The sequence below is a fragment of the Corynebacterium sp. ACRPJ genome (assembly GCF_022347345.1).
Classification (GTDB): Bacteria; Actinomycetota; Actinomycetes; order Mycobacteriales; family Mycobacteriaceae; genus Corynebacterium; species Corynebacterium tuberculostearicum_D.
The window spans coordinates 195273-218469 of the sequence record NZ_JAKRNC010000002.1; the positions used below are offsets into that span (position 1 = coordinate 195273).

Consider the following 23197-nt stretch of genomic DNA (forward strand, 5'->3'; position numbering starts at 1 on the left):
AATCAATTATGCACTCCTGTGCCCATCGATTGCATGTTGGGGCGGTCTAGGCGGAAGCAAGCTTCTGGTTTATCAATGCGTTGAGTGAAATTCCTTCCGTCCTTGCTTCCATCACTAGCTTACGATGCAGCGACGGAGAGGTTCGAACGTTGAATCTTCCCGAAAATGAACGAGCCCCCAGCGGTTGTGGGATGACTTCCCCTGAAACCTGCATATCTTCTACTACTTCCGCGACCAACTTCAGAAGTTCCTGCTCTGCACAGCTACGGTCAGAATCCAGCCACGATAGCGAAGGAAACTCGGCAACCGTCGCCACAAACTCAATATTCTCTGCCGAAGCTCAAAACGACGAAAGCCGCCGCCTCCCAAAGGAAGCAGCGGCTTTGCGTAGCGCTTGCGCGCGCAGTATAAGCGAGATTAACGCTTGGAGTACTGCGGTGCGCGACGTGCCTTGTGCAGACCAGCCTTCTTACGCTCAACTGCACGAGCATCTCGGGTGAGCAGACCAGCCTTCTTGAGGGCGGTGCGGTCAGCCGGGTTGTAGATGTTCAGTGCACGAGCGATAGCCAGGCGCAGGGCGCCAGCCTGACCGGTTGGGCCGCCGCCGTTAACGGTGACCTTGAGGTCGAACTGGTTCTCGCGCTCCAGCAGGGTCAGCGGAGTGAGGATATCCTGCTGGTGCAGCTTGTTCGGGAAGTACTCGCCGAACTCGCGGCCGTTAACCACAATCTGGCCGGAGCCAGCAACGAGGCGAACACGTGCGACGGCGCGCTTACGACGACCGACGGTCTGGATCGGGCCCTCGTGTACCGGAGCGGCAGCCTCGACCTCTTCGGTCTCGGCCGGTGCGATGGAATCACCGATGGTGTTGGTGAACTCTTCGGTAGCGGCGCTTGCTGCAGCGATGTCAGCAGCGTCGGCTACGTTGTTGTCGATGTTCTGCTCAGACATTACTGTGCCACCTGCTTAAACTCGAAGGTTTCCGGCTTCTGGCCGGCGTACGGGTGCTCTTCGCCTGCGAAGACGTGCAGCTTCTTGATGGAAGCGCGGGAGAGCTTGTTGTGCGGCATCATGCCGGCAACGGATTCTTCGATAACGCGAACCGGGTTGGCGTCCAAAGACTGACCCAGGGTCATGGACTTCAGGCCGCCCGGGTAACCGGAGTGGCGGTAGCGCATCTCGCGGCCGCGCTTGACGGAAGAAACGTGGATCTTGTCAGCGTTGATGATGATGACGTGGTCACCAGCATCAACGTTCGGTGCGAACTGTGGCTTGTGCTTGCCGCGCAGCAGGTCTGCAACGGTGGAAGCGAGCTTGCCCAGCACCACATCAGTAGCGTCGATGACGTACCACTTGCGGGTGATGTCACCGCTCTTTGGGTGGAAAGTAGACAATTTGACTCCTTGAAAGTCTGTCTCGGAACTGCCGGCCAGCGCTAAGCATCCATTCACTCCCGTACAGCGGCCGGTGGAGACCTGCAGGGAGCGCTTCGCCAGCTGCTTGCCGACGAGCGAACACATAGGTTTCCTACCCTACTTGCTCACCTGCCCAAAGACCAAAACACCGAAACCGGCACCTTCCGCGGCTCAAACGGGAGGTGCCGGCTCGTGGGTACGGACTAGAAAGGTACGACTTCAAAGAGTGGAAGAGATAGCAAGAGAAAAGAACTAAACAGGAGTAGTCACGCCGGTTTCCTTGGTCGGGGCTGCGGCTGCGTCCGCCTCCTGCCACGCGGGTGTGGTCAGTGGCACCGCAGCCCCGACGGCGACAGCGTGGAACCGTGCAATCAGGGTGTGGATTTAGCCCCAGCTTGCGGCGGCGCGACGGTTGACGTCGCTCATTGCATCGTTGCCCTGCGAAACCGTCTTGGAGATGGTGGCGAGCACGGTGTTGAGTTCCTGCGATGCCTTATCCCACTTCGCCTGCGCTTGGTTATAAGCCACGGCGGACTCACCCTCCCATGTGCTTACCATCGGCTGTAGGCGCGCCTTCAGGTCTGCCAAGGTGCTGTTGATGCGACCAGAGGTGGCGTTGATATCGGCTGCGGCGGAAGAAATGGCACCGAATTCGTACTTGATCTCGGACATGTGGTGGTGGATTCCCTTCTGTGAATCTATAGCTTTTGGGCTGCGGAGTAGTGAACTGTGCGGAGCGGTTTAGAGGGCGAGGCCGCCGCCCACGTTGGAGAAGGCCTGGGTGTTTTCTGCTTCCACGTTGTCGAAGTTGTGGGCGTTGCTGCGGATATTGTCAGAGATAGAGGCCAAGGCCTCGCGCAGCTGCTGTGCAGAGGTGTTGTAGCGCTGCATCAGGTCATCGAAGGAGACCTGCGCCTGGCCAACCCAGCTGCCACGGACGGAGTCGACGACGCCCTGCAGGCGGGTGAGCTCGCTTTGGACTTCATCGTTGGTGTTATCGACTTTGCCAGCGGTGGCAACCATGACATCGGCTTGTGTCTTGAAAGTCTGAGACATAAGAGTGCGCCCCTCCTTAGGGCGGATGAGATTGTGTGTATTTCCCCCGAAAAAGCAGCTGTGCTTCGCATCTGTGCTTTCTCACTCTTATTGGACTGAACTTTCCGCCAAACGGTTCCCGGCTGGGGCAAAGTTTTTGAGACTATTTTTTGACCAGGCTTTCCGTGGCCATGCGGCAGGCTGCCTTTTGAACGGCGTTGGAGTTATGCCGGGTATGGCACCCCACGGACATCTGGTGGCCTCGGTCTTCCCAAGTGGTCCATTCCACCAAGGAGCCGTCCCCGGGGTCTTCGGTATAGGTCAGGCGCCCTGCCTCATCGGTGGCATCGCGAAGCGTCGGATCTTCGTCGACCTGCGCGTGAATTTCTTTGAACAGGGCATCCGCCGGCACGTTAAACATCTCATCCGCCGCCAGCAGGATGCGTAGGTTCGGGTCTTTCCCGGTGGCGGTGACCAGACCATCTTCTACCTTGGTGTGGAACCCACTGGGGACTACTACTGACATTCCTTCCACGTCTAAGCGCTTTTCGCCTGGGTTCAATTCGTCGCTGCCGGAATCTGACGCGCCTGGCATTCCCGGTTGCGGCGAGGCCGGCGCGGACTCCGCCGCACCATCGCCGCTTGGCTCGGCAGCGCGGGGTTGCGGGTGCGATGCATCCGAAGCGGCGTCGTCATCGTCTGAAGCTTGGGCACCGATGGCCCACCAAGAAGCCCCAGCCACGGCGATGATGACCACGGCAATTGCCACATGAAAGATATCGATGGCTCCGAGCCAACCGCGCAGGCGGTCGGTCCAGCGTGGCGTTACCGGCTCGTCATAAGCAGGTGCCTCCATCACCGTAGTGGGAGGTGCCGAATCAGTGGTTTCAGGAACCGGGTGAGGAGGCGGATCGAGTGGGTCCGGGGCGGCTAGCGGGGAGATGGTTGGTTCTGGGTCGATGAGGCGCACGCCTGTGACTTCCAATTGCCGGCAGATGATGGAGGTGGCTTCCTGCGCAATGTCCGTGCCGGAAGAGTCTGCCACCACGCAGGCTTCCACGTCGGGCCAGGACAGTCCCGCCATCTTGGATATCTGATCCATGACTTGGCCCAAGGCCCAGCCTTCCACAATGCCGGTTCCCGGCAGGTCATAGCGATAGACCGTTTCGGGTCCTTCAAAGATTGTGGCCGCATCCAGGATGGTGACGGTAATGGGGACGGCGGTGGTCTCCCCACCAGTAGGAATAGGGGTGTCGGTTGGCGTATGCGCGCTGAGATTGGTGGTCATTTACTTCTCTCCTTCTAGGTACACCGCTTGGGCGACGCCGAGGTTTTCACCGCGGATGCTCCACTGACCGCGGCCGGGTGGTTGGTGGCAGGGCTTGAGTCCGAAGATGGTTCCTTCGTCGCGGTCGGCGTCGAAAAGCAACAGCGCCGGCTGCAGATCGCGCACCGCGGAAAAGAATTGGCCAAAGAGGGCACGGCCGATGCCGCCGGATTTGCGAGCGATAACAAGGTGCAATCCAATGTCGCGGGCATGTGGGAGCAATTCCAGCAGTGGCGAGAGGGCAATATCGCTCAGCAGGTCCGCATCATCGATGACTAGGTATATATCTGGGCCCTGCCACCAATCTCGTGCGGCGAGCTGCGCCGGGGTAATGTCCGGGCCAGGCAGGCGAGATTCCAGGGTCCGGACTGTATCGACAATGGTCTCTTGCGCACTCGACTGCGTCGCGGCATACGCCGCAACCATGTTCTGGTCCAAGGTTCCCAGGTGGGCTCGGCGCTGGTCGATGACCACGAGCCGGGCGTCTTCCCGCGCAAAGGCGCTAATGCCGCGCATGATCTGCGCCAAGAAGGTGGATTTGCCGCAGCCCTGCGCGCCTATGGCCACAAGGTGCGGCTCGCGCGATGGATTCCAGGTCAGCGTATCGAGGTCGCGCCCGCCGATGCCCCAGGCGATCTCGCTGGCGGGAACATCCCCTTGAGCTGCAAGTGCGGCCGGGGTAAGCACAGCGGGCAGCATCTTGAGTTGTGGGACTGGGTCAGCCGCAGCATGCACGCGGCAGATGTGGGCGATGTCCTGGTTCGAGGTGCGAGCTAAGAGCATATTTTCACCGGCCAAGGTGAGCCCGCGGCCCGGCGCGCTAGGGAGTTTTTGCTGTAGTTTGCGGTCGATGAGTGAATCCAAGGCCTCACCCAGGCGCAGCTCGAGGCGGTTGGCAATGAGATCGCGGATCGCCGGGCGCATCGTGGTCCACCGCGAGGTAGCAATGATGACGTGCACATGGGCGGAGGCGCCATCGGCGACGATCTCGGTAACCTTCTCCGCTATGTCTTCAAACTCCGCATTCGAGGTACCGATGTGGTGCCAGCCATCAATGACAAGGAAGGTTGCGCACCGTTCTGGGCGGCGGATAAACCCAGCTACTTCGTCGACGATGCGCCGTACCTTTTCACCCTCCTCACGCCCGGCAACTCCGGCGACGTGGGGCAGTCGCTCCAGGGATGCTAGCTGACCGCCGCCAAGATCGATGACGTAGAAGCGTGCCGCTTGCGGGTCATGCCGTAGAGCTAACGCAGAGACGATCGTGCGCAGCGCACTCGATTTACCGGACTGCGGGCCACCACACAGGGCCATGTGTCCGCCGTGCTGGGTCAAATCAATAATCAGCTCGTCCTGGCGTTGGTAATACGGCCTATCGATAATGCCGATGGGCGCGCGCAGCGACCCTTGGTCCACTGCGGGCGAGACTGCACCCGCGTCATCTGCACCGGAAAGCCCTGGCAACGCGGAAAGCTCAATGACCGGCGGTAGTGGCGGCAGCCAGATGCGGTGCGCCGATTGATCGCGCATGTGGGCCTCTTCCGCCGCGGCGCGCACGACCTCGGTAAGCACAGTGGTGGAGTCATCGAGAACCACTGCAGCACTAGTATTGTCCTCTTCCTGGGACCAGCCATGAAAGAGCTGCACGCGGCCGCGGGAGGCTGCGGGGTGGTCCACGGAGACGTCGGCAAGCGCCCGGCGCGGCAGGGGCCCAGACACGTAGGAAGCTTGGAAGCGGGTCAAGGCCTCGGCATCGGATTTGAGGTAGCCCGCGCCGGGCTGGCCGGGCAGGTGGTAGGCATCGGTCACGCCCAAGACCTGGCGGGATTCCGCTGAAGAGAAGGTTTTCAGGCCGATTCGGTAGGACAAGTGGGAATCTAGCCCCCGCAAGCGGCCTTCTTCGAGCCTTTGGGAGGCCAAAAGCAGGTGCACGTGGAGACTGCGCCCCAAGCGGCCGACGGCGACGAAGAGTTCCGCAAAATCCGGGTGCTGGCCCAAAAGCTCCGAGAACTCATCGACCACAATGACCAAGGCCGGAAGCGGCCCGTGCTCACGCACGGCGGTGGCAGAAGCGTTGTACTCGCCGACATTGGCAAAGTTTCCGGCCGTACGCAGCAGCTCTTGGCGGCGGTTCATCTCGCCGGAGATGGCATCGTACATGCGCTCTACCAGTGTAGATTCCTCCTCCAAGTTGGTAATCACCGCGGAAGTATGCGGCAGGCGGTCGCATCCCAAGAATGTCGCGCCGCCCTTGAAATCCACGAGCACGAGGTTAAGCTCGTCCGGACTATGGGTAGCCGCCAGCGCGGTGACAAGGGTGCGCAGCAGCTCCGACTTGCCGCTGCCGGTCGCACCGATGCACAAGCCATGCGGCCCCATTCCGCCGTGGGCCGATTCCTTGAGATCTAACGTGACGGGCTGGCCCACCGTATCGATGCCGATGGGCACCATGAGACGCGCCGAACCCTCCCGGCCATGCCACATGCCACTGGCCGCTAGCTCTTCCACATCGCGATAGCCCAGAAGGCCCATAAGGTCACTGCCGCGCCTGCCAGAAGTGCTATCGGGGCGGCGGTAGGAGGCCATACTGCGCGCGAGCAATGTCGCGCCGGCCGCACTCATTCCATCGGGAGACCCCAGGTCTTCCACCCCTGCCGCGGTGACCACCTGCAGCTGCTCCCCTGCCACGAGGCTTAGGCCTTCGTGCTCGGCGCGTACCCCCAGCGCCGAAGACGGCGCCCCACCGACCTCAATGATGGTGGTATAGGAATTATCGTGGAAGAAGTCTTCGGTTCCCGTGGTCAGCACGCCATCGACTATGAGGATGCGAAAGCGGGCCTTTTCCGGTGTGCGCGCATGGGGCAGCCACTTCAGCCACTCCCACTGGCCACCGATGGCCTCGATACCGCAGGTTTCCGGGCCATGCGCCAACGCCATCTGCAGCACCATTGCGCGCACCATATCTCTGGCGGGATCTGCAGGCTCTTCGCCTTGGGAAGACGCGGTACCTGACACGGACAGGAAGCGAAAGGCCTGCAGTTGGATAACCACCGGCATATCGGGAACGGTGCCCACCGCCTTAATGGTCTGGCGCATGCTTACCGCACACACCGGGTCCAGGTCTTCAGTGGCGCCGGAATCCGGCACGTTGATGGGGGTGCACAACGTCGTTGGTCCAGTTCCCACGCGTACCTCGAGGGCGTCCGAGTCATCCGGGCCACGCTCCCACATGCGGCGCGAGCCGACTAGAGTGCTAAGTTCCACCGGTGCCGGGTGGCGATAACTTTCATGTGCACGCTGCGCCGAAGCATTGCGCAGCGCCTTTTCCCGCAAGGCTTTGATGTGGCGCAGGTAGGTACGCCGGGTTTCATCCGGATCCTGCCCGCTGTTATTGGGCCCAAACATCATGGCCATGCTCGCCAGCATCATCAATGGAAACATCAAGGCCATCGGGCTAATCTGCCGGGATTCCCCAGCACCTAACACCATGAGGGCGACCATGCCGAGCATCGCCGCAATCATCACCACCGGAAGCAGCAGCCGCACCAGCGGCACCGGTTGTGGGCGCACCGCTTCCGGGACTTCCTCGGCCTCGATGCTGCCGGTGGGCAGCGGCGGCGCAGCATCCCGCAATGGCATGGTCAACGGCTCAATAACGCGGGTATCCCCGATCCCAAGCATGCCTAAATAACCTCCCCCGAGCCACGCGCCAAGCGCCCTTGGCCCCCTGCCAAGATTCCCCGCGCTGCGGTGGACACGTCGCCACTAGTAAGCCACAATATGTGGCATTGGGCAAGGGGGACGCCCACAATCCATACATTTTTCGGGGGACATCATGACTACTGCAACGGCGCATCATCTGCGCCTTACCGTTCGCATTCATGCCGGCGCCTTCCACAAGGAGGCGGACGTGGCGCTACCGCTAAGCTCCAGCGTGGGCGAGCTTTTGGCGGAAATCACTGACTTGGTGGATGCGCCCACCATTTCTGAGCCTTGGCGCGCGAGCACAGCCTCCGGCCGCGCCATCGATCTCACCGCCCCATTGGCTGCCACTGCGCTCACGGAAGGCTCCATCCTGGTTATTAGTCCACGCGAGCGCCGGCCTGCACCGGTGATTCGGGATGCGGCGGAATCGCTCGCCGCCGCGGCTGAGGAGGATACTACCGCCGCCCTTCCCACCATCTGGGCTTGGGCGGGGCTGCTTGCCGCCTTCGCCCTCGTGTGGGTTAGCTCCCTTCCCCTCGCGGCGTGGGCGGCGTTGACCGCTGGTGCCCTGTTGCTCGCCTTGTGGACCCGGGCCCTATCGCTGGTGCACCTTAGCCTGGTGGCCGGCATGGCGTGTGGCTGGGTGGTGATATCGCCCTCGCTTGGCGAAGCCCCCTTTGCCGCACTCACCGCCTGCGTCGCCCTCCTCATCGTGCTGCTTGCCTGCCACGTCACCGGGTTGAGCACGGTTCGCACTACCGCCGTGGCACTCACCGTCTCGGTGCTGTTGTTGGTCGCGGCTTTGGGCTACCTGTTGCCTGGACCAGGGACGAGTCTCCAGGGCAGCCACGGTACGGCGGCCGCCGCCTGCGTGGTGATCGCTGGCATTATCCTGCTGGCCGCAGCTCCTGCGCTGACTGTTGCCACCGCTGGGCTCAAAGTCCCGCAGCTGCCCACGGCCGGCCAAGACCTCGCGGTTTCGGATGCCGTCCAGCCGGATGTCGATATCCGTGCCCGGCGCGCCGGCAGCGCTTATGAGGGAATGTGCTGTGGGCTGGCGCTCTGTCTCATTCCGGCCCTGATCGCCCTCTCGCTGACGGGCAGTGGTCCGGCCTTGGCGCCGACGAGCGGCGCGCCCGAATCTCTCGCCGAGTACGTTGCGGTGCTCTTTGGTGCTGAGCACACCGGTGTGTGGTTCGTCCAAGCACTCTGCGTGACCACCGCGGGTGCCGTCGTCCTGCATGCCGCCCGGCACGGTCGTGCGCTGGCTAGTTGGGCCCTGATGCTGCTGGCGATGACCGCCTGTCTCGCTACATGCTTGTGCGCTACCCACGCGGTGGCGAATTCCGGGCTTGCCGAAGCCTGGGCGCCAATACTTGTTGCCTGCCTGGTTCTCCTCGCCATGCTAAGCGCCCCGCTGTGGGCATCCAAGGTGGCTGGGCTCGAGCCCACCACCATCGCGTGGTTTGAGCGCATAGAATCCCTGGCCATTGCCGCTAGTTTGCCGCTGGCCGCGCACCTTGCCGGTGTCTTCGTGCTCATTAGGGGGCTTGGGTAATGCGCGTGCTACCTGCCGCTTTAGTAGTTGCATTCGCTGCGGGACTGACTGCTACTCCCTACACGGCCGCGCGCGAGCCGGACCGCGAATGTGCCACCGCGCATTCCTCACCGCTTTCGCCCCAACCGAGCGAGGAGCAGCTAGACTACCGGGCCCGTTTACATTCCTTTGCTACCGGGGAAGGCGTCAAAGTAGCCGTTATCGATACTGGCGTGGCCCGCCACGATCAACTGCGGCATCTCAGCAGTGGCGCGGACCTTGTCGCGCCAGAGGAACCAGAGCCGCATCGCGATTGCGACCTGCACGGCACCGTCGTGGCCGGTGTCATTGCCGGACACGATATCGGTATCGCCCCGCGAGCAGAGATTTACGCGGTGCGCCAGACCAGCGCGCACTACCGCCAGGAAGCGGAAGACAGTACCACCGGATCGCTGGACACCTTGGCCCGCGCCATTGATGACGCCGCCGCTGCCGGTGCCCGCGTCATCAACATCTCCGTTGTCTCCTGTGTCCCGCCAGATGTGGCCGCGCAGGTCGATACTTCCCGATTGGATCGTGCTTTGGCGCATGCGGAAGACTCCGGGGCCGTGGTGATCGCAGCATCCGGCAATGCGTCCTCGGGCAGCTGTGAGATGGGTGACCGCGTCTTTCCGGCGGATTCGCCTACGGTGCTCTCAGTAAGCGCCCTCGCGGATTCGCACGAACTCGCTGACTACTCTCTGAACTCGGCCGATGGCCCCCAGCTTGCTGCGCAAGGGTTCATTCCGCTAGCGCTCAACCCCGCGGGTGGATGGGCCGATGGTAAGGAAGGCACGGACGGAACGGCGCAGTTCCATGGCACCTCTTTTGCCGCGCCGGTGGTCAGCGGCACCGCTGCCCTCTTGGCTCAGCGCTTTCCCGACGATAGCCCGGCCGTCCTCCGCAAACGCTTGGAGGACGCCGCAGAACCGGGACACGGTTTCATCGACCCGCTCACCGTGCTCACCCACGTGGAAGCGGGCGCGGACGTCGATACCCGAGCTATGACCATCCGCCCCGCTGACGAAAGCGACTCGCGCGCCCCCACACGCAGTGTCTGGGTGCTGGGTGGATTAGCGGTGGCGCTTGCTGCGTGGGCGGTATGGCGCGGGCTACGACCTAAGAACTAACCTGCAGCGCCTGCTCACGATTGAGCGCGGAGCCTTCCGGCAGCAAGCGCAGGATCTCCCACGGCACCTGCGCGCCCACGCCGGTACCAAGGGCTTCCAAAGTCTCCTTGTCCTTGACCTCGTGCCGCTGCCCCGTGGGTGAGACCACGTGATAGCCATGGCCGCTGTCTACGCCTACGCCACCGGAGTCGAGCCCACCAAAGCGATGAGCCACCGACTCACCTGCCAAGGCGACGGTGCCTGCTTGGGCAGGTACCACGACCCCGCCGCCCTCGTTACCAGCACACATCCAGCCATCGTCCGGGCTTAAGAAGCGGAAGGACGTGGAGGGAAGGTTGAGGTTTAAGGGGGCGTCGGCAAGCGCGGCAATCTCCTGCGGCGTGGCTGCCGTCTCCTTGGCACCCACGCCTGTGAGCATCTCCGCCTGCGTAGGCGTGAGCTCCGCTACGCCCTCGGGCGTACGCGCCCACAGGCTCTGCCCAGTATCGACAACCTCTGGCGGATTAGCCGGAAAGTTCAGCGGCGGCAGCTCCGCAAAGGCATTGAGCAGCTCGGGCGGCACGGGCCAGGTGTGGGTACTATCGTCCACGCCCAGCGCCCGGCGCACGACGCGCCCTTCGGTGCTGGAGGAATCTGGCAACGCCACGCGGCCTTCCTCTGTGATAAGCCACTGCGTGCCCTCGGATTCCACCAGTGCGGCGCGCTCCTCACCGAGGCTTTTCTGCTCGGGCTCGGCAAGGACAATAACCTCCTGCGACGCAACCTGATGGCCGCCGATGCTGGTTGGGTTTTCTGTAGTCGGTGCCTCATCCTTGCCGGCTAAACACGCTGCCCAACGCTGCTGGGGAGTCTCGCCTGCTGCCGCGAGGTACCCAGGGGCATCCGAGATACCCACCGGTGAGCCCAGCAAAGCTTCTTGCAGATGCTGGTCCCCAATGGTCTGCGCCTCGGCCGCTTGCCCGGCGATAATGCGCGCCGACGCCAGGTTGAATACCGGGTGGTAGGTGTCGTTGACATCCACAAAGAGCTGGCCCTGCTCCGAGCGCACAATCGGCGCATCACCCGGCTGCGGGCTCGGCTGCAGCCATGCCAACATGCCGGAGCCCACCGCAAGGAAGGCGACGCCGACCCCGCCGAAGAGGAGAGCTTTGCGGCGCCTAGCCAATGGATCGTGAATCATGCGGATATCGCCTAAGACAAGCCCATGCTCGACGCGGCGACGCAAGAATTTATGCCCCGATACCTGGGCCTTGGTAGTAGGCAGCGGACGTGCCATGATTTTCCCCCGAAAAGTCTGTGTACACCCAGCACACAGGCTATCCCAGGTAAGCACCCGCTGCCACCTGGGCGCTAATCGGCGCTGCGCCTTTCTCGGGTGACCTCGGCGCGTGCCGCCAGTTGAGCCGCGGCCGGGTAATCAACGGCGACGAGCGAGAGTCCCTTGGCCGGGGCCACGGGGATGCTGGAAGAGCGCTTCGTTTCTTGCAGCAGTGCCGCGGCGAAGTCGGCATCGCGGCGCCCCTCGCCCACGCGCAGGCAACAGCCCACCAGCGAGCGCACCATCGACCAGCAAAACGCATCGGCGCTCACCCGGGCCTCAAAAAGGTCCGGTTCTTCGGGCGTGGAAACGTCGCGCCAGGAAAATTCCTGCAATTCACGGATGGTCGTGGCATTCGGCTTGGCCTTACAAAAAGCCGCAAAATCATGCAGGCCCACCAGCGCGGTGGCGGCTTCCTGCATGGCATCGATATTCACCGGCTTAATCCACTCGGCCGTATCCCGCGCCCGCGTGGGCAGCGCGCCGCGCGGATTGGTGGTAATCCGGTACACGTAGTGCCGACGCAGTGCCGAAAACCGCGCATCAAACCCCGCGGGTGCGAACTCACACCCGTGTACCCGAACATCTTCTGGCAGAAGCTTTGCTAGCCGACGCACCAGCTTCGCCGGCTCCCCCGCCACCGAGCGCTGCGCCAGCATATCTGTGGGCACGTCCACATGCGCCACCTGGCCACGAGCGTGAACGCCCGCATCCGTGCGCCCAGCAACGGTAAGCGGGACATCTGTGCGCGCAATCATCGCCAGCTTTTCTTCCAGCACGCCTTGCACCGTGCGCAGACCGCCCTTCTGCTTGGCCCAGCCATGAAAGTCCGTGCCGTCATAAGCCAAGTCCAAGCGCAGGCGAACAAACCCGTCCGCCGCCCCTTCAGGAAAAGTCGATGCTGCATCTGTCATAGTGAGCTTCATGCTACCGGAGTGTTTACCGCCCGCCGGCGCTGGGCCTGGGTCGTTCGTGCGCTAAGCCCCTGGTTGGGCGCGGACATGAAAAAGCCGCCGCCCCTCCCACAGACGGGAAAGGCGGCGGCCAAGCGCTAGGGCCGAAGGGAAATTACTTCTCCTCGGACTCCTCAGCTGCGGTCTCCTCGGCAGGTGCCTCGGTCTCAGCAGCCTCGTCTGCCTTAGCTTCCTCGGCCTGCTTGGAAGCAGCAGCGCGGGTAGCGCGGTTAGCCTCGGAGGTCACGGTCTCCTCGAGAACGAGGGAGATCTGGGACATCGGGGCGTTGTCACCGGCGCGGTTGTCCAGCTTGATGGTGCGGGTGTAGCCACCCTCACGGTTCTCAAACTTCGGGGCAACCTCGTCGAACAGGTAAGAAACGACATCCTTGCGCGGGATGAGCTTCAGAACTGCGCGGCGGTCAGCAATGGTGCCGGACTTAGCCTTGGTGATGATCTTTTCGATGTACGGGCGAAGAACCTTCGCCTTGGCATCGGTGGTCTTGATAGCGCCGTGCTCGATCAGGCTGGCTGCCAAGTTGCTCAGCATGTGAGCCTGCTGCTTGGCGGAGCCGCCGAGACGGGCACCCTTCTTAGGGGTTGGCATTGTGTACTCCTCGTATGCGGTAAAAGTTGAGCGCGCGGCAATTAGGTCTTTGCCGCAAGTCAGCGGGGTTCTTTACTCGGAATCCTCGGCAGCCGGATCCTTGAAGTCACCGGTCTCTGCGTCGTAGCCCTCGAGCTGGGTCGGGTCGAAGTCCTCAGGGGTGTCCTTGAGAGCCAGGCCCAGGTTAGCCAGCTTGATCTTTACCTCATTGATCGACTTCTGGCCGAAGTTACGGATATCCAGCAGGTCGGACTCGGTGCATTCAGCGAGCTCGCCCACGGTGTGGATCTCCTGACGCTTCAGGCAGTTATAAGAGCGGACGGAGAAGTTCAGGTCCTCGATCGGCATGCCATAAGCAGCGATGTACTCGGTCTCCTGCGGGGAGGGTCCGATCTCGATGCCTTCGGCAGCGTTGTTCAGCTCGCGAGCCAAGCCGAAGAGCTCGACCAGGGTGCCGCCGGCAGATGCCAGGGCGTCGCGTGCAGAAATCGAGTTCTTGGTTTCGACGTCGATGGTCAGCTTGTCAAAGTCGGTGCGCTGCTCAACACGAGTTGCCTCGACCTTGTAGGAGACCTTGAGGACCGGGGAGTAAATCTGGTCGACCGGGATGCGGCCGATCTCACCGGAGGTAGGAGCGGCTGGGACATAGCCACGGCCGCGCTCGACGACGAGCTCAATGTCCAGCTTGGCGGTGTCATTCAGGGAAGCGATGTGCAAATCCGGGTTGTGGATCTCCACGCCAGCCGGCGGCTGGATATCGCCCGCGGTGACATCGCCCGGGCCTTCCTTGCTCAGGTACATAACAACCGGCTCATCGGAGTCGGAAGAAAGCACCATGCTCTTGATGTTCAAGATGATCTCGGAAACGTCTTCCTTCACACCGTTGATGGTGGTGAACTCGTGGAGAACACCATCAATCTTGATGGAGGTTACCGCTGCACCCGGAATGGAGGACAGCAGGGTACGACGCAGCGAGTTACCGAGGGTGTAGCCAAAGCCCGGCTCGAGCGGTTCGATGACGAACTTGGAACGAGACGAGTCGATGAATTCCTCGGTGAGCTGAGGACGCTGGGAAATGAGCATTGAAATTCTCCTTTTCGGCGACCGCTATTTGACGCCGGTAGAGGGGTAAAAATCTTCGGGATTGAAGATTCCTGATTATCCGCCAGGCCATTACAGGCCGTGCGGTATAACAGTTTACTTCGAGTAAAGCTCGACGATGAGCTGCTCCTGCAGCGGAATGTCGATCTGAGCGCGCTCGGGCAGCTGGTGCACGAGGATGCGCAGGGTATCAGGAACAACCTGCAGCCATGCCGGTACGTTGGCATCGATGAGGGCGTCCTGAGCATCTTCGAACCATTCCATCTTCTTGGAGCGGTCACGGACATCGATGATGTCGTACTGGGTGACCTTATAGGAAGGAACGTTGATGTTCTTGCCGTTCACGGTGAAGTGACCGTGGGAGACAAGCTGGCGAGCCTGGCGGCGGGTGCGTGCCAGACCTGCACGGTAAACTACGTTGTCCAGGCGGGACTCGAGCAGGATAACCAAGTTATCGCCGGTCTTGCCCGGGAGGCGGTTAGCCTCTGCGTAGTAGCGACGGAACTGACGCTCCAGCACACCGTAGGTGTACTTTGCCTTCTGCTTCTCCTGGAGCTGCAGCAGGTACTCAGATTCCTTGATGCGGTTGCGGCCAGCCTGTCCCGGTGGGTACGGGCGGCGCTCGAATGCCATATCGCCGCCGACCAAGTCGACGCGAAGACGGCGGGATACGCGGGTAGCGGGGCCAGTGTAACGAGCCATTTTCTTACCTCTTCCTTTCCCTTAAACCTTGCGGCGCTTGGTCGGACGGCAGCCGTTGTGCGGCTGTGGGGTTGCATCCGTGATCGAGGAAACCTCGAGGCCTGCAGCCTGCAGGGAACGGATGGCGGTCTCGCGGCCGGAGCCCGGACCCTTGACGAATACGTCAACCTTCTTCATGCCATGATCCATTGCCTTGCGTGCAGCGTTCTCGGCTGCCATCTGAGCGGCGAACGGAGTGGACTTACGGGAACCCTTGAAGCCAACGTGGCCGGAGGATGCCCAAGAGATAACAGCACCGGTCTGATCGGTGATCGAGACGATGGTGTTATTGAAGGTGGACTTGATGTATGCGTGGCCGAGGGCCACATTCTTCTTTACGACGCGACGGCCGGAACGGCGCGCGCCGGAACGAGTCTTTGGAGGCATGAATTACTTCTTCTTTCCTGCGATCGTCTTCTTCGGACCCTTACGAGTGCGCGCATTGGTCTTGGTGCGCTGGCCACGTACAGGCAGGCCACGGCGGTGGCGCAGACCCTTGTAGCTTCCGATTTCAATCTTGCGGCGGATATCAGCCTGAACCTGACGGCGGAGGTCACCCTCAACCTTCCAGGTAGCCTCAATTGCGTCACGGAGCGCCGACAGCTGGTCATCATCCAGGTTGTCAGTGCGCAGGTCAGGAGAAATGCCAGTCTTTTCTAGCAGTTTCTTGGCACGGGTTGGACCGATGCCGTAGATGTAGGTGAGAGCGACCTCCATGCGCTTATTGCGGGGGAGGTCAACACCAGCTAGACGTGCCATATGGCGTGTCCTTTCGGGTTGTTACGGCGGTTTTCTCCCCATCCGTCCCGCTCCATGCAACGCTTCGCCCGGACCGTGCCGGGAATCCTTGGGTTACTTACCAGTGCGGGCTCAGGCCACCGTAGCCTGAGGTGGACAGGGTGAACCTACGGGTTCACCCTTGGGTGAGGAGGCTTACTGTCTTTACTTGTAGCGGTAGACGATGCGTCCGCGGGTCAGGTCATAAGGAGACAGCTCTACAACCACGCGGTCCTCTGGGAGGATGCGAATGTAGTGCTGACGCATCTTGCCAGAAATGTGTGCAAGAACCTTGTGTCCATTGTCGAGCTCGACACGGAACATTGCGTTGGGCAAAGGCTCGATAATGCGGCCTTCTACCTCGATTGCGCCTTCCTTAGCCATAACCTCTACTTTTCTGGCGACGGACAAGTGCGCCGTCACCTGCATGTTTGTTGTCTACTGCGGTGGCGTATCCGCGTCAGCCTCGCTGACGCTATACACCGACTTAACAGCATACGCTGCAGCGACACGTTTTCCAAACCGCTGCGCTTTCCGACGCCCCGCTCACTCGCCCGTCCCTCACCCTAAGCCAGCAAAATCCCCCGAACCGATTCTCCTTCTCGGGAGCCGGTTCGGGGGATGAGGCTTTCGCTTAAGCGCGGGCCTTAGTAGATGAAGACCTTATCGCCAACCTGTACATTATCCCAGTAGCGCTTTGCAGCATCTGGCGGAAGGTGAACGCAGCCATTGGAATCAACAGCCGGGTCATCCAGGTGGAAGGCGTGACCGTTATTGGTGAAGTAGATGGAGTACGGCATCGGTGCGTTATTGAACTCGCGGGAAATCTCATGCTCTACCTTGCGGGTCACATGGAAAGTACCGCGTGGGGTTTCCTGACCGCGCATGCCGGCGGACATTGCCGGGGACACGTAGGACACCTTGCCGCCATCCTGCAGCCAGGTGCGTCGACCATTGAGGTCGACACAAACCTTGGCATCAGCCGGGCACGGGCCACGGTCGAACTGGTTAGCGCGGCGCTGTGCTTCCGCCTTGCGTGCTGCAGCCTCAGAACGAGCCTTCTCGGCAGCGACGCGCTCAGCGTTGGCGCGAGCAGCAGCCTCGCGGGCCTTGCGTGCTTCCTCGTTCTTCTGTGCAATCAAGCCTGGGAAGAGGAATTCTACGGCGCCGTCCACAGCGGTCTGGACGCTAGGTGCCAGCTCCGGGGAGAACTTCTCTGCCTGGTCAAGGATCTGGTTGCGGGTATTCCAGGCCTGCTCGCGGCTCTGGCCGTAGAAGTTATCCAGCTGCTTCTTTGCCTCAGCGGTGAGCTGGTCTAGGCCGGACTGGGAAGAGAGCTGAGCGAGGTCGGAGTTTGCCTTGGAGCTGAGCTGATCCAGGTTCGGGATCTCCTGGGCGGTAGCGGCAGGAGCCGCAACGGTGGTGCTCAAGGCCATCACGCCAGCGACTGCGGGCGCTGCAACCGTGGCACGAATCTTGCGGAAGCTAAATTTAGACATGGCTGTGAGTATAAACCTTTCAGGGGCATATGCCTAGTGCAACAGGCATATATCGGGGAATAAATGTCAGTAGCGGCGGGTAAGAATACGGGGACCATCGGCCGTCGCGGCCACCGTATGCTCCCAGTGGGCGGCAAAGGAACCATCGAGGGTAACGACCGTCCAGTCATCTTCTAGCACGGCAGAATCCTCTGTGCCCAAAGTTAGCATGGGTTCAATGGCCAGCACAGAACCTTCTTGGATCAGTGGGCCGCGGCCCGGGCGGCCCTCGTTAGCCAGGTAAGGATCCTCGTGCATGGTGCGGCCGATACCGTGACCGCCATAGCCATCCACGATGAAAAGATCCACGCCGAACTTCTGCTCGGCCCGGCGGGTGGCTTGCTCTAGGGCATGGGAGACGTCGGTAAGCATTTTGCCCGGAACCATAGCCTGCATGCCCTCCATAAGGACATACTCGGTGGCCTTGTTGAGGGCCTCTACATCAGCATCGAGCTCGCCCACTGCGAAGGACCAGGCACTATCGCCTACCCAACCGTCCAGCGTGGCACCGCAATCGATGGACACCAAGTCACCTTCTGCCAGGACGGTTTCCTTATCCGGAATGCCGTGCACGATGACGTCATTAACGGAAGCACAAATGGAGCCCGGAAAACCCTCGTACCCCTTGAAGGTGGGATAGGCGCCGGCATCGCGAATGGTCTGCTCAGCCACTGCATCCAGCTCGAGGGTAGATACGCCAGACGCCGCAGCAGCGCGGACTTCCTGCAGTGCCTTGCCAACAATTTCGCCGGCGGCCTGCATGGCGTCTAGCTCGCCCGGGGTGCGGGCGGGGATGCGCTTACTGCGGCGTCGAAAAGCCATGCTTACTTACCCAGGGCTTCCATCGCACGGGCGTTGATTTCCTCCACGGTGCCTTCGGCCTTAATGGAGATGATGGCATCGCCGTAGTGCTCGATAAGCGGGAAGGTTTCCTCGCGGTAGACACTGAGGCGGGTGCGGATGGTCTCCTCGTTGTCGTCGGCGCGGCCACGGGCCATCATGCGCTCAACCACAACGTCCTCAGAGACCTCGAAGTTGAGAACTCCGTCGAGCTTCTCGCCCTTCTTAGCCAGCAGCTCCTCCAGGATGTCTGCTTGCTCGGTGGTGCGTGGGAAGCCGTCCAGCAGGAAGCCATTCTTGGCGTCATCCTGGTTGAGGCGGTCCTCGACCATACGGGCGGTGACGTCGGTAGGTACAAGCTTGCCTGCATCGATGTAGGACTTTGCCTCTACACCCAGCGGGGTGCCCTCGCCGATATTGGCGCGGAACAGGTCGCCGGTGGAGATGTGCGGAACGTTTAGCTTCTCGCTGAGGATAGCTGCCTGGGTGCCCTTGCCGGCACCGGGAGGTCCTAGAAGTACAAGACGCATTACTTAAGTAGTCCTTCGTAGTTGGATTGCAGTAGCTGGGACTCGATCTGCTTGACCGTAGTCAAGGCGACGGAGACCATAATCAGGATGGCCGTACCACCAAAGGCGGACGTGCCGCTGGCGGAGGAGCTGCCTACGCCGAGGTCCAAGAGGATATTCGGCAGGATGGCGATAAGTGCCAGGTACAGGGCGCCCACGCACAGCAGACGGTTCATCACATAACCAAGGTACTCCGCGGTCGGACGGCCCGGGCGAATACCCGGAATAAAGCCGCCGTACTTCTTCATATTATCCGCCTGCTCTGCCGGATCGTACTGAACCGAGACATAGAAGTAAGCGAAGAAGATGGTCAGGACGAAGTACAGCACGATGTACTGCCAGGAGGAAGGTGCCTGCAGGTGCGCAATGACATTGCGCTGCCACCAGTTATCCGGGGTGCCGGCGGAGCCAGAGTTCACAATCTGGGTAATGAGAACCGGCATGTAGATAAGGGAGGAGGCGAAGATGACCGGGATAACGCCGGCCTGGTTGACCTTCAGCGGCAGGTAGGTAGAGGAACCACCGTACTGGCGGCGGCCGACCATGCGCTTTGCGTACTGAACCGGAATGCGGCGCTGGCCCTGCTCGATGAAGGTAATGCCAACAACTAGGATGACCAAGCCGGCTACCACCATGGCGAAGACGAGTCCACCATTGTTCTGCAGGATGCTTACACCATCGGTTGGCAGGCGGGTTGCGATACCAGCGAAGATGAGCAGGGACATGCCGTTACCGATGCCCTTTTCGGTGATGAGCTCACCCATCCACATCACCAGCACAGCGCCGGAGGTCATGGTGATGACCAAGACGATGAGGGTGAAGAAGTTACGGTCTTCTGCCAAGACCGGTACGCCCTGGCCCAGCAGCTGCTCGCGGTCTGCCAGCGCGACGATGCCGGAGGATTGCAGCAACGCCAACGCGAGGGTCAGGTAGCGGGTGTACTGGGTCATCTTGGCCTGACCGGACTGGCCTTCCTTCTTCAATTCCTCAAAGCGGGGAATGACCACGGTCAGCAGCTGCACAATAATCGACGCCGTAATGTACGGCATGATGCCGATAGCGAAGATCGACAGCTGCAGCAGCGCACCACCCGAGAAGAGGTTGATGACGGAGTAAAGGTCTCCGGACTGCTCGGTCAACTGGCGCAAACGGCCAGCAATAGACGCATAGTCAACACCCGGGGACGGGATCTGTGCACCGACGCGGTACGCGATGATCATCACGATGGTGAAGATGATCTTCTTACGTAGGTCGGCATCCTTGAAAGCCTGGACAATGGCGGACACTACAAAATCCTCCTGGCCTACCGCTGCCGAACGCGAAATCTAGGGAGGGTTTCGCGTTCATACACGGAGGTGGAAACTCATCTACCCCTAGGAAACCGCACCCCCTGAGCCGGAAAGCTTAGGGGAAATTCAGGTTTCCTTCAGGGACGGTTGAACACTTATGACCCCATTACCCTACCAGCCTTGCTCCGCATAGCCACATTAAGACCCAATAGTGTGACCATGATTGCTTGTCCTTTCGCGCGTTTTGTATTCGGGGTTTACCATGAGGGGGTATTGCGCACACGCAATTCTCCTGAAATATCTCCGACCTCACAGCGCTATGCGCTCCGAGGCCGTTATTGGTGTGAACCTAATGTTTCGAAAGAAGTACTTATGAGCAAGAAATTCACGCCGATGACCGTTGCTGAGATCATCGACGTTTTTGTCCCTAGCCCCAACCCCTTCCGCTGGGAAGCCTTTGACGGCTCCTCGACCGGACCGGAAGACGCCCAGTACAAGGTGACCATTAATAGTCTTGAGGGCCTCTCCTTTATTGCTACCCACCCCGGCGACGTGGGTTTTGCGCGAGCTTATGTCACGGACGGCATCACGGTGCATGGCGATCACCCGGCTCACCCCTATGGCATTTTTGACGCCCTGCATGCCATGTATGACAAATTCCGGAAGCCGGATGCCAAGACCCTGGCCCGCGTTGTTCGTTCCCTAGCTTCCATGGGCGCCTTTCAGATCCAGCCGGTCCCTGAGGTGGAGCGCGCTTCCTGGTTGCGCCGCAAGCTACACGACGGCCTTTCCAAGCACTCGAAGCAGCGCGATGCCGATGTCATTTCTGATCATTATGACGTTGGCAATGATTTCTACGAGCTCTTCTTGGGCGATTCGATGACCTACACCTGCGCCTACTACCCCTCCCCGGATGCCACCCTGGAGGAAGCGCAGGAGAATAAGTACCGCCTCATCTTTGACAAGCTGCGCCTCAAGGAAGGCGACCGCCACTTGGATGTGGGCTGCGGCTGGGGCGGCATGGTGCGCTACGCGGCGCGCCGCGGCGTGAAGTCCATCGGCGTCACACTATCCAAGGAACAGGCCGAGTGGGGCCAGCGCAAGATTGAGGAGGAAGGCCTCCAAGACTTGGCGGAGGTCCGCTTCATGGACTACCGCGATATCACCGAAGAGGGCTTCGATGCCATCTCCGCTATCGGCATTATCGAGCACATTGGCGTGAAGAACTACAACGACTTCTTCAAGTTCCTCCACGGCAAGTTGAAGGTCGGCGGCCTGATGCTCAACCACAACATCACCTACCCGGATAATCACAAGACCCCTAAGGGCGGTTTCATTGACCGCTATATCTTCCCGGACGGCGAGCTCACCGGCTCCGGCAATGTCACCAAGGCGATGCAAGACAATGGCTTCGAAGTCATCCACACCGAGTCCCTTCGCTTTGACTACATGCGCACGCTGCATGACTGGTGCGAGAACCTGAAGGACAATTGGGACGAGGCCTGCGCAACCGTGGGACTGCCCACCGCTCGCCTCTACGGCATTTATATGGCCGGATCCGAATGGGGCTTTGAGCGCAATATCATCAACCTGTACCACTTCCTCGGCGTCAAGCTGGGCGAGGCCGGCTCCCGCGCCGGCGTGCCTGAGCGCCGCTGGTGGGAAGATAGCCGCTTTTAAGGAGGGGTGCCATGACTCTCATTGATAACCTGCGCGAACGCCTCGCCGCCGCCCAGCCGCGACCGGTGGATGCCATGCCCATTGAGCCGGTGGGATGGGAGGCGCACCAGGAGGGCGTCGATAAGCTGCTGGCGAGCTTCCGTGCCGTCCCGGCCGGAAAGCGCGTACGCCTAGCCAAGAAGACCTCCAATCTCTTCCGTAGCCGCAGCGAGGAGCAGGAGGGCCTCGATGTGTCCGGCCTTAGCGGCGTCATTGAGGTCGATCCAGTTGCGCGCACGGCCGATGTACAAGGCATGTGCACCTACGAAGACCTCGTGGATGCCACCCTGCCTCATGGCCTGATGCCCTTCGTCGTCCCGCAGCTTAAGACCATTACTTTGGGCGGTGCGGTTACTGGCATGGGCGTGGAATCCACCAGCTTCCGCAATGGCCTCCCACACGAGTCCGTGCTGGAGATGGATGTCCTTACCGGCACCGGCGAAATTCTCACCTGCTCCCGCGAGTCCAACGTTGATCTCTTCCGCCTGTTCCCCAACTCCTATGGCTCGCTGGGCTATGCGGTGCGCCTCAAGATTGAGCTGGAACCCGTGCCCGCCTATGTAGAGCTGCGCGAAGAACGTTTCCACACCGTGGAGGAGGCAAGCCGCGTGCTTGCCGACGTCGCCTCTTCCCACACCCACCGCGGCGAGCCCGTCCACGGCCTCGACGGCGTGGTCTTCTCCGAGGACGAGGCCTACCTCGTCTTCGCCCGCTTTACCGATGAAGAGGGCCCAACCTCCGATTACACGCGGGACAAGATTTACTACCGCAGCCTCCAGCACGCCTCTGGCATCCGCCGCGATCGCCTCACAATCCGGGATTACATCTGGCGCTGGGATACCGACTGGTTCTGGTGCTCGCGCGCTTTTGGTGCGCAGAACCCGAAGGTGCGCAAGGTGTGGCCGCGCGAGCTTCGCCGCAGCTCCTTCTATTGGAAGCTAGTCCGCCTCGACCGCAAGTATGAGCTGGAGTATAACTTCATCAAGAAGCCGCACGGCAAGCCGCGCGCCGAGCGCGTAGTCCAGGATATTGAGGTCACACCGGAGAACCTGCCGGAATTCCTCCACTGGTTCTTTAACGCCTCCGATATTCAACCGGTGTGGCTGTGCCCGATCCGCCTGCGCGATGGCGTGGACGAGCTCGTAGGCACCGGCGACATCGCCTCTGACTCCGCCGACCCATGGCCGCTCTACCCCCTTCGCCCCGGACAGACCTGGGTGAACGTCGGCTTCTGGTCCGGCGTAGACGGCGACCACGTCGACCCGTCCGCCCCGAATAATGGCGCGTTCAACAAAGTCATCGAATCCAAGGTCAACGAGCTAGGAGGGCACAAGTCCCTCTACTCCGAGGCCTTCTATTCCCGGGAGAAGTTCGAAGAGCTCTACGGTGGCAGCCTTCCTTCGACTATTAAGGCGGTTACCGACCCGGATGACCGCTTCCCCGGCCTATACGAAAAGACCGTGGACGAGGCCTAGCCCTCCCCCACCCCGCACGGCCTGATACGCACAGAGGGTGGAACGCCTTTCCCAGGCGTTCCACCCTCTTCCTTTGCCCAAA

At 61.2% G+C, this 23197-nt stretch carries 23 protein-coding genes; 4 read left to right on the forward strand and 19 right to left on the reverse strand.

What is annotated here, in order from left to right; all coding sequences use genetic code 11:
* Positions 1–46: 46 nt before the first annotated feature.
* From MHY08_RS02255 to eccCa, 7 genes are all read right to left on the reverse strand, one after another.
* A complete protein-coding gene (locus MHY08_RS02255; protein WP_239235182.1) occupies positions 47–325 on the reverse strand; it encodes a type II toxin-antitoxin system HicB family antitoxin in 279 nt (92 codons plus the stop codon).
* 92 nt (positions 326–417) lie between these two features.
* Positions 418–951 (reverse strand): 30S ribosomal protein S9, encoded by a 534-nt coding sequence (gene rpsI / locus MHY08_RS02260; RefSeq protein ID WP_204610198.1) that lies wholly within the window; start codon positions 949–951, stop codon positions 418–420.
* Positions 951–1394, reverse strand: a complete 444-nt coding sequence (rplM, locus tag MHY08_RS02265; protein ID WP_204610199.1) for a 50S ribosomal protein L13 — start codon at positions 1392–1394, stop codon at positions 951–953. Before rplM ends, rpsI begins: the two co-directional genes overlap by 1 nt.
* A gap of 405 nt (positions 1395–1799) precedes the next feature.
* Entirely contained in the window at positions 1800–2087 is a 288-nt protein-coding gene (locus MHY08_RS02270; protein WP_005322746.1) for a WXG100 family type VII secretion target, read from the reverse strand.
* 69 nt (positions 2088–2156) lie between these two features.
* Positions 2157–2471, reverse strand: coding sequence for a WXG100 family type VII secretion target (locus tag MHY08_RS02275; protein WP_239235127.1), 315 nt, complete (start codon positions 2469–2471; stop codon positions 2157–2159).
* Positions 2472–2613: 142 nt separating this feature from the next.
* Positions 2614–3738 (reverse strand): type VII secretion-associated protein, encoded by a 1125-nt coding sequence (locus tag MHY08_RS02280; RefSeq protein WP_239235129.1) that lies wholly within the window; start codon positions 3736–3738, stop codon positions 2614–2616.
* Positions 3739–7458 (reverse strand): type VII secretion protein EccCa, encoded by a 3720-nt coding sequence (eccCa, locus tag MHY08_RS02285; RefSeq protein ID WP_239235131.1) that lies wholly within the window; start codon positions 7456–7458, stop codon positions 3739–3741.
* 154 nt (positions 7459–7612) lie between these two features.
* Between eccCa and eccD the strand changes: the two genes are divergently transcribed.
* Both eccD and MHY08_RS02295 read left to right on the forward strand, forming a co-directional pair.
* Positions 7613–9040 carry a type VII secretion integral membrane protein EccD gene (gene eccD, locus MHY08_RS02290; RefSeq protein WP_239235133.1) on the forward strand — a complete coding sequence of 476 codons (1428 nt, stop codon included), beginning with the start codon at positions 7613–7615 and terminating at the stop codon, positions 9038–9040.
* Positions 9040–10188, forward strand: a complete 1149-nt coding sequence (locus tag MHY08_RS02295; protein WP_239235136.1) for a S8 family serine peptidase — start codon at positions 9040–9042, stop codon at positions 10186–10188. The genes eccD and MHY08_RS02295 overlap by 1 nt, the downstream gene beginning before the upstream one ends.
* On the opposite strand, the gene eccB is transcribed toward MHY08_RS02295, so the two are convergent.
* The 12 genes from eccB to secY form a co-directional block, all read right to left on the reverse strand.
* The gene (eccB, locus tag MHY08_RS02300) at positions 10178–11464 is read right to left on the reverse strand and encodes a type VII secretion protein EccB (protein WP_239235138.1); all 1287 of its coding nucleotides are present in this window, start codon (positions 11462–11464) and stop codon (positions 10178–10180) included. The genes MHY08_RS02295 and eccB overlap by 11 nt on opposite strands.
* Before the next feature lie 74 nt (positions 11465–11538).
* Complete coding sequence (gene truA, locus MHY08_RS02305) at positions 11539–12432, reverse strand: tRNA pseudouridine(38-40) synthase TruA (RefSeq protein WP_239235140.1); 894 nt, start codon at positions 12430–12432, stop codon at positions 11539–11541.
* Positions 12433–12574: 142 nt separating this feature from the next.
* Positions 12575–13066 carry a 50S ribosomal protein L17 gene (gene rplQ / locus MHY08_RS02310; protein WP_239235142.1) on the reverse strand — a complete coding sequence of 164 codons (492 nt, stop codon included), beginning with the start codon at positions 13064–13066 and terminating at the stop codon, positions 12575–12577.
* Between the two features lie 72 nt (positions 13067–13138).
* Positions 13139–14149: a DNA-directed RNA polymerase subunit alpha gene (locus tag MHY08_RS02315; RefSeq protein WP_005322760.1), complete on the reverse strand. Its 1011-nt coding sequence runs from the start codon at positions 14147–14149 to the stop codon at positions 13139–13141.
* Positions 14150–14263: 114 nt separating this feature from the next.
* On the reverse strand, positions 14264–14869 hold the full coding sequence (gene rpsD / locus MHY08_RS02320) for a 30S ribosomal protein S4 (protein ID WP_005322762.1): 606 nt from the start codon (positions 14867–14869) through the stop codon (positions 14264–14266).
* Between the two features lie 21 nt (positions 14870–14890).
* A complete protein-coding gene (gene rpsK / locus MHY08_RS02325) occupies positions 14891–15295 on the reverse strand; it encodes a 30S ribosomal protein S11 (protein ID WP_005322764.1) in 405 nt (134 codons plus the stop codon).
* A gap of 3 nt (positions 15296–15298) precedes the next feature.
* Positions 15299–15667: a 30S ribosomal protein S13 gene (gene rpsM / locus MHY08_RS02330; RefSeq protein WP_239235145.1), complete on the reverse strand. Its 369-nt coding sequence runs from the start codon at positions 15665–15667 to the stop codon at positions 15299–15301.
* 183 nt (positions 15668–15850) lie between these two features.
* Positions 15851–16069, reverse strand: a complete 219-nt coding sequence (infA, locus tag MHY08_RS02335) for a translation initiation factor IF-1 (protein ID WP_004566852.1) — start codon at positions 16067–16069, stop codon at positions 15851–15853.
* A 263-nt stretch (positions 16070–16332) separates the two neighbouring features.
* Positions 16333–17184, reverse strand: a complete 852-nt coding sequence (locus MHY08_RS02340; protein ID WP_239235147.1) for a L,D-transpeptidase — start codon at positions 17182–17184, stop codon at positions 16333–16335.
* Positions 17185–17250: 66 nt separating this feature from the next.
* Positions 17251–18045, reverse strand: a complete 795-nt coding sequence (gene map / locus MHY08_RS02345) for a type I methionyl aminopeptidase (protein WP_239235150.1) — start codon at positions 18043–18045, stop codon at positions 17251–17253.
* Between the two features lie 2 nt (positions 18046–18047).
* Complete coding sequence (locus MHY08_RS02350) at positions 18048–18593, reverse strand: adenylate kinase (protein WP_239228607.1); 546 nt, start codon at positions 18591–18593, stop codon at positions 18048–18050.
* The gene (secY, locus tag MHY08_RS02355; protein WP_204610218.1) at positions 18593–19918 is read right to left on the reverse strand and encodes a preprotein translocase subunit SecY; all 1326 of its coding nucleotides are present in this window, start codon (positions 19916–19918) and stop codon (positions 18593–18595) included. The genes MHY08_RS02350 and secY overlap by 1 nt, the downstream gene beginning before the upstream one ends.
* 375 nt (positions 19919–20293) lie before the next feature.
* Here secY and MHY08_RS02360 point away from each other — a divergent pair, with 375 nt between their 5' ends.
* Both MHY08_RS02360 and MHY08_RS02365 read left to right on the forward strand, forming a co-directional pair.
* Complete coding sequence (locus MHY08_RS02360) at positions 20294–21601, forward strand: class I SAM-dependent methyltransferase (RefSeq protein WP_239235153.1); 1308 nt, start codon at positions 20294–20296, stop codon at positions 21599–21601.
* Between the two features lie 11 nt (positions 21602–21612).
* Complete coding sequence (locus MHY08_RS02365; protein WP_239228608.1) at positions 21613–23115, forward strand: FAD-binding oxidoreductase; 1503 nt, start codon at positions 21613–21615, stop codon at positions 23113–23115.
* The last annotated feature ends 82 nt before the right edge of the window (positions 23116–23197 follow it).

Bases quoted from the DNA above. Each gene is read 5' to 3' on its own strand.
- rpsI (WP_204610198.1), bottom strand. From the start codon at position 951: ATGTCTGAGCAGAACATCGACAACAACGTAGCCGACGCTGCTGACATC.
- MHY08_RS02270 (WP_005322746.1), bottom strand. From the start codon at position 2,087: ATGTCCGAGATCAAGTACGAATTCGGTGCCATTTCTTCCGCCGCAGCC.
- MHY08_RS02275 (WP_239235127.1), bottom strand. From the start codon at position 2,471: ATGTCTCAGACTTTCAAGACACAAGCCGATGTCATGGTTGCCACCGCT.
- MHY08_RS02280 (WP_239235129.1), bottom strand. From the start codon at position 3,738: ATGACCACCAATCTCAGCGCGCATACGCCAACCGACACCCCTATTCCT.
- eccCa (WP_239235131.1), bottom strand. From the start codon at position 7,458: ATGCTTGGGATCGGGGATACCCGCGTTATTGAGCCGTTGACCATGCCA.
- eccD (WP_239235133.1), top strand. From the start codon at position 7,613: ATGACTACTGCAACGGCGCATCATCTGCGCCTTACCGTTCGCATTCAT.
- MHY08_RS02295 (WP_239235136.1), top strand. From the start codon at position 9,040: ATGCGCGTGCTACCTGCCGCTTTAGTAGTTGCATTCGCTGCGGGACTG.
- eccB (WP_239235138.1), bottom strand. From the start codon at position 11,464: ATGGCACGTCCGCTGCCTACTACCAAGGCCCAGGTATCGGGGCATAAA.
- truA (WP_239235140.1), bottom strand. From the start codon at position 12,432: ATGAAGCTCACTATGACAGATGCAGCATCGACTTTTCCTGAAGGGGCG.
- rplQ (WP_239235142.1), bottom strand. From the start codon at position 13,066: ATGCCAACCCCTAAGAAGGGTGCCCGTCTCGGCGGCTCCGCCAAGCAG.
- MHY08_RS02315 (WP_005322760.1), bottom strand. From the start codon at position 14,149: ATGCTCATTTCCCAGCGTCCTCAGCTCACCGAGGAATTCATCGACTCG.
- rpsD (WP_005322762.1), bottom strand. From the start codon at position 14,869: ATGGCTCGTTACACTGGCCCCGCTACCCGCGTATCCCGCCGTCTTCGC.
- rpsK (WP_005322764.1), bottom strand. From the start codon at position 15,295: ATGCCTCCAAAGACTCGTTCCGGCGCGCGCCGTTCCGGCCGTCGCGTC.
- rpsM (WP_239235145.1), bottom strand. From the start codon at position 15,667: ATGGCACGTCTAGCTGGTGTTGACCTCCCCCGCAATAAGCGCATGGAG.
- infA (WP_004566852.1), bottom strand. From the start codon at position 16,069: ATGGCTAAGGAAGGCGCAATCGAGGTAGAAGGCCGCATTATCGAGCCT.
- MHY08_RS02340 (WP_239235147.1), bottom strand. From the start codon at position 17,184: ATGTCTAAATTTAGCTTCCGCAAGATTCGTGCCACGGTTGCAGCGCCC.
- map (WP_239235150.1), bottom strand. From the start codon at position 18,045: ATGGCTTTTCGACGCCGCAGTAAGCGCATCCCCGCCCGCACCCCGGGC.
- MHY08_RS02350 (WP_239228607.1), bottom strand. From the start codon at position 18,593: ATGCGTCTTGTACTTCTAGGACCTCCCGGTGCCGGCAAGGGCACCCAG.
- MHY08_RS02360 (WP_239235153.1), top strand. From the start codon at position 20,294: ATGAGCAAGAAATTCACGCCGATGACCGTTGCTGAGATCATCGACGTT.
- MHY08_RS02365 (WP_239228608.1), top strand. From the start codon at position 21,613: ATGACTCTCATTGATAACCTGCGCGAACGCCTCGCCGCCGCCCAGCCG.